This is a genomic window from bacterium, from assembly GCA_030654305.1.
GTDB lineage: Bacteria > Krumholzibacteriota > Krumholzibacteriia > LZORAL124-64-63 > LZORAL124-64-63 > PNOJ01.
Window position 1 is genome coordinate 1 of record JAURXS010000225.1, and the last position, 9,313, is coordinate 9,313.

General features: G+C 73.6%; 11 protein-coding genes. All 11 read right to left on the bottom strand.

From position 1 onward, the window contains the following. Window positions 1-174: 174 nt before the first annotated feature. Complete coding sequence (gene tatC / locus Q7W29_06185) at window positions 175-945, bottom strand: twin-arginine translocase subunit TatC (protein MDO9171403.1); 771 nt, start codon at window positions 943-945, stop codon at window positions 175-177. Further along, entirely contained in the window at window positions 938-1,408 is a 471-nt protein-coding gene (gene nrdR / locus Q7W29_06190; GenBank protein ID MDO9171404.1) for a transcriptional regulator NrdR, read from the bottom strand. Before nrdR ends, tatC begins: the two co-directional genes overlap by 8 nt. A 9-nt stretch (window positions 1,409-1,417) precedes the next feature. Further along, window positions 1,418-2,662 carry a serine hydroxymethyltransferase gene (gene glyA, locus Q7W29_06195; GenBank protein MDO9171405.1) on the bottom strand — a complete coding sequence of 415 codons (1,245 nt, stop codon included), beginning with the start codon at window positions 2,660-2,662 and terminating at the stop codon, window positions 1,418-1,420. Further along, the gene (gene rpiB, locus Q7W29_06200; protein ID MDO9171406.1) at window positions 2,659-3,150 is read right to left on the bottom strand and encodes a ribose 5-phosphate isomerase B; all 492 of its coding nucleotides are present in this window, start codon (window positions 3,148-3,150) and stop codon (window positions 2,659-2,661) included. Before rpiB ends, glyA begins: the two co-directional genes overlap by 4 nt. Beyond that, window positions 3,147-3,635 carry a hypothetical protein gene (locus Q7W29_06205; GenBank protein MDO9171407.1) on the bottom strand — a complete coding sequence of 163 codons (489 nt, stop codon included), beginning with the start codon at window positions 3,633-3,635 and terminating at the stop codon, window positions 3,147-3,149. The genes rpiB and Q7W29_06205 overlap by 4 nt, the downstream gene beginning before the upstream one ends. Window positions 3,636-3,712: 77 nt before the next feature. After that, window positions 3,713-4,330, bottom strand: coding sequence for an L-threonylcarbamoyladenylate synthase (locus tag Q7W29_06210; GenBank protein ID MDO9171408.1), 618 nt, complete (start codon window positions 4,328-4,330; stop codon window positions 3,713-3,715). 1 nt (window position 4,331) lies between these two features. Next, the gene (gene purE, locus Q7W29_06215) at window positions 4,332-4,817 is read right to left on the bottom strand and encodes a 5-(carboxyamino)imidazole ribonucleotide mutase (protein ID MDO9171409.1); all 486 of its coding nucleotides are present in this window, start codon (window positions 4,815-4,817) and stop codon (window positions 4,332-4,334) included. Then, window positions 4,814-6,163, bottom strand: coding sequence for a phosphoribosylamine--glycine ligase (gene purD / locus Q7W29_06220; protein MDO9171410.1), 1,350 nt, complete (start codon window positions 6,161-6,163; stop codon window positions 4,814-4,816). The genes purE and purD overlap by 4 nt, the downstream gene beginning before the upstream one ends. Window positions 6,164-6,242: 79 nt before the next feature. After that, window positions 6,243-7,193 (bottom strand): carbamate kinase, encoded by a 951-nt coding sequence (gene arcC, locus Q7W29_06225; protein ID MDO9171411.1) that lies wholly within the window; start codon window positions 7,191-7,193, stop codon window positions 6,243-6,245. An 80-nt stretch (window positions 7,194-7,273) separates the two neighbouring features. Next, the gene (locus Q7W29_06230; GenBank protein MDO9171412.1) at window positions 7,274-8,440 is read right to left on the bottom strand and encodes a pyridoxal phosphate-dependent aminotransferase; all 1,167 of its coding nucleotides are present in this window, start codon (window positions 8,438-8,440) and stop codon (window positions 7,274-7,276) included. Between the two features lie 102 nt (window positions 8,441-8,542). Continuing rightward, a partial coding sequence (locus Q7W29_06235; protein MDO9171413.1) for a hypothetical protein occupies window positions 8,543-9,313 on the bottom strand: 771 nt, incomplete at its 5' end.

The following is a 9,313-nucleotide window of genomic DNA, read 5'->3' on the forward strand; positions in this document are numbered from 1 at the left end:
CGCACGAGGCCGTCGTAGGCGTCGTCGAAGCGGGACAGCTCGTCCCCGATGATCTTCTGCAGGGCCCAGAGCTGGACCCTTTCCTGGTCGAGCAGCGACATGCATCCCCTTCGGTGGCGTTCGGTTCCCGGGGCGGCGGCCCGCCCCCGGGCGGGACCGGGCCCCTACCTTATGTCATCCGGCGTCCTCTGGCAACCGCCCGCCGTCCGGCCCGGCCCGCCGGCGGCTCCGCTCCAGGAGCAGCGCCGCCCCGACCGAAAGGAGGTAGAGCGCCATGACCGGCACGGCCATCAGCAGCTGGCTCACGACGTCCGGCGGCGTGAGGACCGCCGCGACGACCACGATGATCACCGCGGCGTACCGCCAGCCGGCCCACAGGGTGCGGGCGCCGACCAGGCCGGCCGCGCTCAGCAGCAGCACGACGACCGGCAGCTCGAACACCAGCCCGAAGGCGAGGCAGGTCTGCGCCACGAAGCTGAAGTAGGGGCCGATGCCGATGAGCGGCCGCACCGACTCGGTGGCGTAGCCCAGCATGAACTTGACGACCAGCGGGATCATCACCAGGAAGGCGAAGGCGACGCCGGCGTAGAACAGCGCCACCGAGGCGAACAGCAGCGGCGTGACCAGCTTCCGCTCCCGCGGGTACAGTCCGGGCGCGACGAAGCGGTAGACGCGCAGCAGCATGAAGGGCAGCACCACGATCAGGCCGGCGACGCCGGCCACCTTCATCCTGGTCATGAAGGCTTCCATCGGCTGGCTGAAGTAGACCTGCTGGCCCGCCGCGGTCATCGGCGCCACGATCAGGTCCAGCAGCCGCTGCGACACGAACCAGCCGCCGACCGCGGCCGCGCCCGCCACCAGCAGGGACTGCAGCAGCACCGTGCGCAGCTCGTCGAGGTGGTCCAGGAGCGTCATCTGGCCGCCCGCGCGGCGCCGCTCAGCCACCGGCGCCCCCCTTGCGGTCGAGCAGGCCGCGCAGCTCGGACATGAACTCGTCGACGTGCTTGAAGGAGCGGTAGACCGAGGCGAAGCGGACGTAGGCGACCTCGTCCTTGCCCCGCAGCTGCGCCATGACCAGCTCGCCGATCGCCGCCGACGGCACTTCGCGCAGCAGGCCGCCGGCCAGGTCGCGCTCGACGGCGTCGGCCATGGCCTCCATCTCCTCCAGGGAGACGGCCCGCTTCTCGCAGGCGCGGGCGATGCCGCCGATCACCTTGGCGCGGTCGTACTCCACGCGCCGCCCGTCGCGCTTGACCACCAGGAAGGGCTTGATCTCGACGTACTCGTAGGTGGTGAAGCGCTCGCCGCAGGCGACGCACTCGCGCCGGCGCCGGATCGCCCGGCCGTCGCGGGCCGACCGGCTGTCCACCACCTTGTCGTCGTCGGCGCCGCAGCTCGGGCACTTCACGCCGTTCTCCTACAGTTCCGGGTAGAGGGGGAACGCCCCGCACAGCTCGCGGGTCCGCCCGCGCAGCGCGGCGAGGGCCGCCTCGTCCTCGCGGGACTCGAAGGCGCCGGCGACGATGTCGCCGATCGCGCGCATCTGGTCCGGTCCCATGCCCCGCGTGGTCAGGGCCGGCGTGCCGATGCGGATGCCGCTGGTGACGAACGGCTTGCGCGTGTCGAAGGGCACCGTGTTCTTGTTGACCGTGATCCCCACCACATCCAGCAGCTGCTCCATCTTCTTGCCCGAGATGTCCTTGCTCGTCAGGTTGACCAGCAGCAGGTGGTTGTCGGTGCCGCCGCTGACCAGGTGGAAGCCGTGCTCGAGCAGGCGCTCGCCCAGCGCCTTGGCGTTCTCCACGCAGCGGCGCGCCCAGGCGGCGAACTCCGGCCGGGCCGCCTCGCGGAAGCAGACGGCCTTGGCGGCGATGATGTGCATCAGCGGGCCGCCCTGCACGCCGGGGAAGTTCAGCTTGTCGATGGCCTCGGCGTGCGCCTGGCGGCTCAGCACGATGCCGCCGCGCGGACCGCGCAGCGTCTTGTGCGTCGTCGAGGTGACGATGTCGCAGAACGGGATCGGGCTGGGGTGCGCGCCGCCGGCGACCAGGCCCGCCACGTGGGCCATGTCGAAGATCAGGACCGCGCCGACCTCGTCGGCGATGCTGCGCATGGCCGCGTAGTCCCAGTGGCGGGGGTAGGCGCTGGCGCCGCCCACGATGACCTTGGGCCGCTCGCGCCGCGCCTGCTCGCGCAGCGCGTCGTAGTCGATGACCTCGGTCTCGCGGTCCACCTCGTAGTGCACGGCGGTGAACAGCAGGCCCGAGAAGTTCACCGGGTGGCCGTGGGTCAGGTGCCCGCCGTGCGACAGCGAGAGGCCCAGCAGCTTGTCGCCCGGGGACAGACAGGCCAGGTAGGCGATCATGTTCGCCGTCGAGCCGGAGTGGGGCTGCACGTTGGCGTGCTCGGCCCCGAACAGCGCCTTCACGCGCTCGCGGGCCAGCTCCTCGGCCCGGTCGACGAACTCGCAGCCGCCGTAGTAGCGCTTGCCGGGGTAGCCCTCGGCGTACTTGTTCGTCAGGACGCTGCCGGCGGCCTCCATGACGGCCAGGCTGGTGAAGTTCTCGCTGGCGATCATCTCGAGCTGGTCGCGCTGGCGGCCCAGTTCGCGGGCGACGACGTCGGCGATCTCGGGGTCGGCGGCCTGCAGGTGGCGGTTCATGCCTGGTCTCCTCGCGGTTCCGGTGTCGGCGGCGGCGCGACGGCGCCGCCGTCCTGTTCGATGTCGGCGATCTTGCGGATCCGGTCGGCGTGCCGTCCGCCCTCGAACGCGGCGCCCAGCCAGCGCAGCACCATGCGCTCGGCCAGCTCCACGGGCGTGTGGTCGGCGCCGAAGCAGATCACGTTGGCGTCGTTGTGGCGGCGGGTGGCCGCGGCCATCTCCTCGTTGCAGCACAGGGCGGCGCGCACGCCGCGCACCTTGTTGGCGGCGATGCTCACGCCGATGCCCGAGCCGCAGACCAGCACCCCCAGGTCGGCGCGTCCCCCGGCCACGGCCCGGCCCACGGCCGCCGCGTAGTCGGGGTAGTCGACGGACGCGGTCCCGCGGCAGCCCACGTCCACGACCGTGTGGCCCTCGCGCGCCAGCAGCGCCGCGATCCGCTCCTTGTGCCCGAAGCCGCGGTGGTCGGACCCGACGGCGATGATCATGGCGCGTTCCTCCCCCGCAGTTCAGCGGTCCAGGCTGCGACAAGCCGCTCGACCTGGTCGGCCATCCGCGCGTAGGCCAGGGACGTCCCGGCGCGGTAGGGATCGTCGACCGTTTCGGCGGCCGCGGCGTCGCCGCCGTCCGCCAGGTCGATGCCCGGCAGGCCCAGCAGGCCGATCCGGCCGGCGTGCCGGGGGAACCGCGCACGGAAGCGCGCGAGCTGGCCCGGCGTCATCAGCAGCACCCAGTCGGCCTCGTCCAGCAGGGCCGCGTCCAGCGGCCGCGAACGGTGCCGCGACAGGTCCAGACCCCGGTCCCGCGCCTGGTCGCAGGACTCCGCCGTGGCCGGAGAGCCGGGAACGGCGTCCAGTCCGGCCGAAGCGCACGGCGGCCGGCCCTGCCAACGGGCGTCGGCCAAGACGGCGGCCAGGGGGCTGCGGCAGGTGTTGCCCGAGCAGACGAACAGGATGGTCCCGCGAGCGGTCACGTGCGCCTCCACCGGCGTAAGTTAGGCCGGGAAACGGGCGGCGTCAAGCAAGCGCCGATCCCGTAATTGCAATGAATTCAAACATTTTTGCGATGAAATTCCCACTCGGGTGGAACCCGTGGGCCGGGCCGCAACACCCGGGGCGGCCAGACGGTGAGGTCCAACATCGCCGACGCGGCGTCACCTGGCGAGCCGCCCCAATCCAGGTCCGCCACGAGGTCGACGCCGTCGGCGAACTGGAGCGCCGCCGACGCCAGGTCCGTGGCCGGCGGCTCGCCGGCCATGTTGGCGCTGGTGGAGATCAGAGCGCCGCCGGACGCCGTGATCAACGCGCGTAGCTGCGGCGGCGACGGCACGCGCACCGCCAGGGTCGGCCCGCCCCGCGTCGCCGCCGTCGGGGCCGCCGGTCCCGCCGGCAGCACCAGCGTGAAGGGGCCGGGCCAGCAGCGGCCCACATAATCCCAGACCCGCCAGGCCAGCGCGCCGACGAGGCCGCGCGCGTCGGCGGTGTCGGCGCAGAGCACCAGCAGCGGCTTGCCCTCGTCGCGCCCCTTCAGCACCGCGATGCGCGCCACCGCCGCCGGCGCGTCGGCGCGTGCGTGCAGGCCGGGCAGCGTGTCGGTGGGCATCAGCACCACGCCCCCGGCGGCCAGGCAGCGGGCCGCCTCGTCCGGGTCGCGCGTGCGGGCGCCCATCTCAACCGCCGCCGCGGGCTTGTTCGCGGCGGAAGTCGTCCAGCGCCGCCGCCACGCGCGCGTCGCCGAGCGCCAGGATGCGCGCGGCGAGCACGGCGGCGTTCTTCGCGCCGGCCGAGCCGATGGCGACGGTCGCCACAGGCACGCCGGCCGGCATCTGGGCCATCGACAGCAGGGCGTCGATCCCGGCGAGCGGTCCCGCGGCGACCGGCACGCCGATCACCGGCCGCGGCGTCAGCGACGCCACCACGCCGGGCAGGTGGGCCGCCATGCCGGCAACCGCGACGTAGACCGCGATCCCGTCGCGGTCGCCCGCAGCCACCAGCCGGCGCAGCCGGTCCGGCTGGCGGTGGGCCGACGCGATCTCGACGCGGTGCGGCAGGCCGAAGCGGTCCAGCAGCGCGAGGAGCCCCTCGATGACCGGCAGGTCGCTCTTGCTGCCCAGCAGGACCATCACCCGGGCCGCTGTCGTCGCGCGTTTCGTCATGCCTCACTCCTGGGTTGCGGGATCCCGCCGCCGATGTCGCGGCGGGCGATCAGGCCGTCGAAGCGGACGTCGGCCAAGAGGGCGTAGGCGGCGGTCAGGGCGGCGCGCAGGTCGCGGCCTTCGCCGACGACGCCGAGCACGCGGCCGCCGGCGGTCACCAGGCGCCCGTCGCGCACGGCGGTGCCGGCCTGGTCGATCCAGGCCCCCGCGCGGTCCGGCGGCAGCGTGATCGCGTCGCCGCGGCGGACCGCTCCGGGGTAGCCGTGGCCGGCGGCCACGACCACCGCCGCGGCGCGCTCCCAGTCCGTCAGGGCGGCGCCGGGCCAGTCCCGCGGCGCGCCGGGACCGGGCGGGGGCAGGGCCGCCAGCCAGGCGCCCAGACCGCCCCGCGCGGCGGCGAGCAGCAGTTCCAGCAGGTCGACGCGCAGCAGGGGCAGCACGGCCTGCGTCTCGGGGTCGCCGAAGCGGCAGTTGAACTCCAGGACGCGGGGGCCGTCGGGCGTCAGCATCAACCCAACGTACAGCACGCCGCGGTAATCCACGCCGCGCCGGCGCAGCTCGGCCAGCACCGGCGCGACGACGCCCTCCCCGACCGCCCGGCCGAGACCGGGGGTCAGCAGGTCGGCGCAGGCGACGACGCCCATGCCGCCGGTGTTGGGACCGGTGTCGCCGTCGCCGAGGCGCTTGTGGTCGCGCGACGGGCAGAGCAGCCCGTAGTCGCGGCCGTCGGTGACCGCGAGGATCGACAGCTCGGGGCCGGTCAGGCACTCCTCGAGCAGCACGCGCCGGCCGGCGGCGCCGAAGGCGTCCGCGGTGAAGCAGCGTTCCAGGTGCGCCCGCGCCGCGTCCCGGTCGGCGCACACCGCCACGCCCTTGCCCTGGGCCGCCCCGCAGGCCTTGACCACCAGGGGGAACGCGCCCGAGGGGAACGCGGCCGCATCGAGCCGGCCGAGCGCCTCGTCGAGGCCGGTGCAGGTCACGTAGCCGGCGGTCGGCACGCCGGCCGCCGCCATGATCTGCTTGGCGTGTTCCTTGTCCCCCTCGAGCCGCGCGCCCGCCGCTCCGGGGCCGAACACCGCGAGGCCGGCGTCGCGCAAGACGTCGGCCAGTCCGTCGATCAGGGGATCCTCGGGACCGACGATCACGAGGTCGATCGCCGCCCCGCGGCACCAGGCAGCCAGCGCGGCGTGATCGGCGGGATCGACGGGAACCGGGGAGGCGAGCTGCAGCAGGCCGGGATTACCGGGAGCGGCCCAGAGGCGGGGGCGGGACGGGGACGCGGCGAGTCGGCGCGCGAGCGCGTGCTCGCGCCCACCCGCGCCCACGATCAGCACCTGCGGCGTCATCGACCGTCCTCCTCCCGTCGCGTCCCGGACCATAGCGCACGCCCGCGGCCCCCCGCAACGGAAAGGACGGTCCGCCGCCTCAGGGCACGATGCGCGTGCCGGCCTCGCCCCGGACCGCGGCGAGCAGGTGCTCGGGATCGGTGATGACGACCTCGCGGCCGCCCGCGGCCAGGAACGACAGGGCGGCCTCGATCTTCGGGCCCATGCTGCCGGCGGGGAACTCGCCCGCCGCCAGCAGGTCGCGCGCCCGCGCGGCCGTCAGCGTCACGAGCGCTTCCTGGTCGGGGCGCCCCCACCCGCGGCAGACCTGCTCGACCTGGGTGATGATGACGAAGGTGTCGGCCTGGATCAGCTCGGCCAGCAGCTCCGAGGCGAGGTCCTTGTCGATGACCGCGTCGATGCCCTCGATGCGGTCCTCCTCGCAGGTGACGACCGGCACGCCGCCGCCGCCCACCGCGACCACCATCACGCCGGCGTCGAGCATGCGGCGGATCACCTCGAACTCGACCACCTTGCGCGGCAGGGGGCTGGGCACCACGCGCCGCCAGCCGCGGCCGGCGTCCTCCTTCACCGTCCAGCCGAACTCCGCGGCGACCCGGCGGGCCTGCTCCTCGGTGTAGTAGGGACCGATGGGCTTGGTGGGCTTGGCGAACGCGGGGTCGTCGCGGTCCACGAGCACCTGGGTGACCACCGTGGCCACCGGCGTGTCGATCCCGCGCAGGAACATCGCGTTCTGCAGGTTCTGCTGGATCATGTAGCCCAGCCCGCCCTGCGAGTCCGCGCCGCACACGAACAGGGGCATCGGCACGATGCCGTGCAGCTGGTAGCCGGCGTCGTTACGCAGGAAGATGTTCCCGACCACCGGGCCGTTGCCGTGGGTGATCACGATCTGGTGACCCGCGGCCGACAGCTCGGCCACCTGGGCCATCGTGCCCTTGGTGATCCGGTACTGCTCGAGGTAGGTCCCCTTGGTCCCCACCGGGATGATGGCGTTGCCGCCGAGCGCGATGACCATCCTGCGGCGATCCATGTTGCACCTCTGACGTCGTGGTCCGGAAACGGGGGCACCGCGCCCGTGACGGGCGCGGTGCCGCGGGTGGTCGCGTCAGGTCAGCCCAGCAGGTCCGCGCTCATCGCGCGGACGCGCTCGAGGGCCTTGCGGATCTGCGGCTGGCTGTTGGCGTAGCTGAAGCGCAGGTAGCCCTCGCCGAACTTGCCGAACGCCGTGCCGCTCAGCGCCGCCACGCCGTACTTGTCCAGCAGCAGTGACTCGAGCTCGGAGCTCTTGCGCCCGAGCTGCGAGACGTTGGGGAACACGTAGAAGGCGCCGCGCGGCAGGCGGCAGGTGATCCCGGGGATCGCGTTCAGCCCCGCGACGAGCAGGTCGCGCCGCGCGCGGAACTCCTCGACCATGGCCGCCGCCGCGTCCTGCGGTCCGGTCAGCGCCTCGGCGCCGGCGATCTGCGTGAACGACGCGGTGCAGCTGTTGCAGTTGGTCTGCAGCTTGGCGACGGCGTCGGCCAGCTCCTTCGGCATGACGCCGAAGCCCAGGCGCCAGCCGGTCATGGCGTAGGTCTTCGAGTGGCCGTCCAGGATGATCGTGCGCTCGAGCATGCCCGGGCGCGTGGCGATGGACTCGTGCGTCCCCTCGTAGATGATCTTGCTGTAGATCTCGTCGCTCAGCACCCAGAAGTCGTGCTTCACGGCCAGCCGGGCGATGGCGTCGAGGTCCGCGCCCGACAGCACGCCGCCGGTGGGGTTCTGGGGTGAGTTGATGATCAGCAGCTTCGTGCGGTCGCTGACCAGGCGCTCGAGGTCGGCGATGTCGAAGGAGAAGTCCTTCGCCTCGGACAGCTGCAGGGGCACCGACTTGGCGCCCAGGAAGTTGATGACCGATTCGTAGATCGGGAACCCCGGGTTGGGGTAGATGACCTCGTCGCCCTCGTCGACCAGGGCGGTCATCACGAAGTACATGATGGGCTTGCCGCCGGGCGTGATGACGATGTTCTCGGGGCCGACGGCGAGGCCGCGGTCGCGGGCGATGTACTCGGCGAAGACCTTGCGCACCTCGGGCTTGCCGGCGGCCGGACCGTAGTGCGTCTCCCCCCCCTGCAGCGCCGCGACGCCCTTGGCGACGATGTTGGCCGGGGTGTCGAAGTCGGGCTCGCCGATCTCGAGGTGGACGATGTCGCGGCCCTGCGCCTCGAGCGCCTTGGCGCGGGCGAGGACGACGAAGGCCGTCTCGGTACCGAGTCTCTGCATCCGCTTGGCCAGCATGATTTCCCCCTTGCCTCGAGAACCGCCGCGTTGCGCCGCGGCGTGAACACCCGCACGGGGAAATGTTAATCCGTTGACGCGGGGAAGTCAAAACCACCGCCCTCACCAACCTCGCCAGGCCAGGGCGGCGGTCGCCCGGAACTCGTACGCCGCGGCCTCGCCCGACGCCCGGGGGGGGCGCCGGCAGGCGGCGCAGGCCGCCGCGGCGGCGCCGCCACGCCGCCAGTGGACGCCGAGGGTGCGTTCGTCCTGCCAGCGTCCCCAGTGCCGGGGCAGCACGAGGCCCGGCGCCGGCGTCTCGACGCTCAACAGGTCGGCCTCCCCGCCCCAGGCCCAGACCTGGACGAAGCGCCAGCCCCAACCTGCCGCCGGCGACGCGCCGACCGACAGCGACAGCGCCGAGCGGTCGTCGGCCGCGGCCGGCTCGACGCCGCGTTCGTGGACCCGCACCGTCCGCCAGCCGAGCCGGCCCCGCCAGTCGCCGGTTCCGGCTTCGACCCAGGCGGCGGCGCGCCAGGTGTCCTGCATCGCTTGCCGGGCCGGCGGCAGCCAGGGCATGCGCCCGGCCCAACCCCGCTGCGTCTGCGACCGGCCGCTCAGGCTCGCGCCCCAGCGGCGGCGCGCGTCCCCGACCGCGACCTCCGAAGACTCGACCTCCCGAGATTCAAGCTCCAGTGACCAGCGGCGCACGGAGGTCAGCCGGGGCGACCCTTCGGACCACCCCTCGTGTTCGGCCGCCCCCAGGGCGGCGATCAACGCGACGGCCCCGCCGCGCCGTTGCAACCGCAGGAGCCAGCCGCGACCGTCGGCGTCCGTCAGCGCCGCGGGACGCTGCCCGGCCGCCGGCGAGGGACCCGGCTGGACGGCGGCGAC

Coding starts and splice junctions, on each gene's coding strand:
- glyA (MDO9171405.1), bottom strand. CDS start 2,662: ATGAACCGCCACCTGCAGGCCGCCGACCCCGAGATCGCCGACGTCGTC.
- rpiB (MDO9171406.1), bottom strand. CDS start 3,150: ATGATCATCGCCGTCGGGTCCGACCACCGCGGCTTCGGGCACAAGGAG.
- Q7W29_06210 (MDO9171408.1), bottom strand. CDS start 4,330: ATGGGCGCCCGCACGCGCGACCCGGACGAGGCGGCCCGCTGCCTGGCC.
- purE (MDO9171409.1), bottom strand. CDS start 4,817: ATGACGAAACGCGCGACGACAGCGGCCCGGGTGATGGTCCTGCTGGGC.
- purD (MDO9171410.1), bottom strand. CDS start 6,163: ATGACGCCGCAGGTGCTGATCGTGGGCGCGGGTGGGCGCGAGCACGCG.
- arcC (MDO9171411.1), bottom strand. CDS start 7,193: ATGGATCGCCGCAGGATGGTCATCGCGCTCGGCGGCAACGCCATCATC.
- Q7W29_06230 (MDO9171412.1), bottom strand. CDS start 8,440: ATGCTGGCCAAGCGGATGCAGAGACTCGGTACCGAGACGGCCTTCGTC.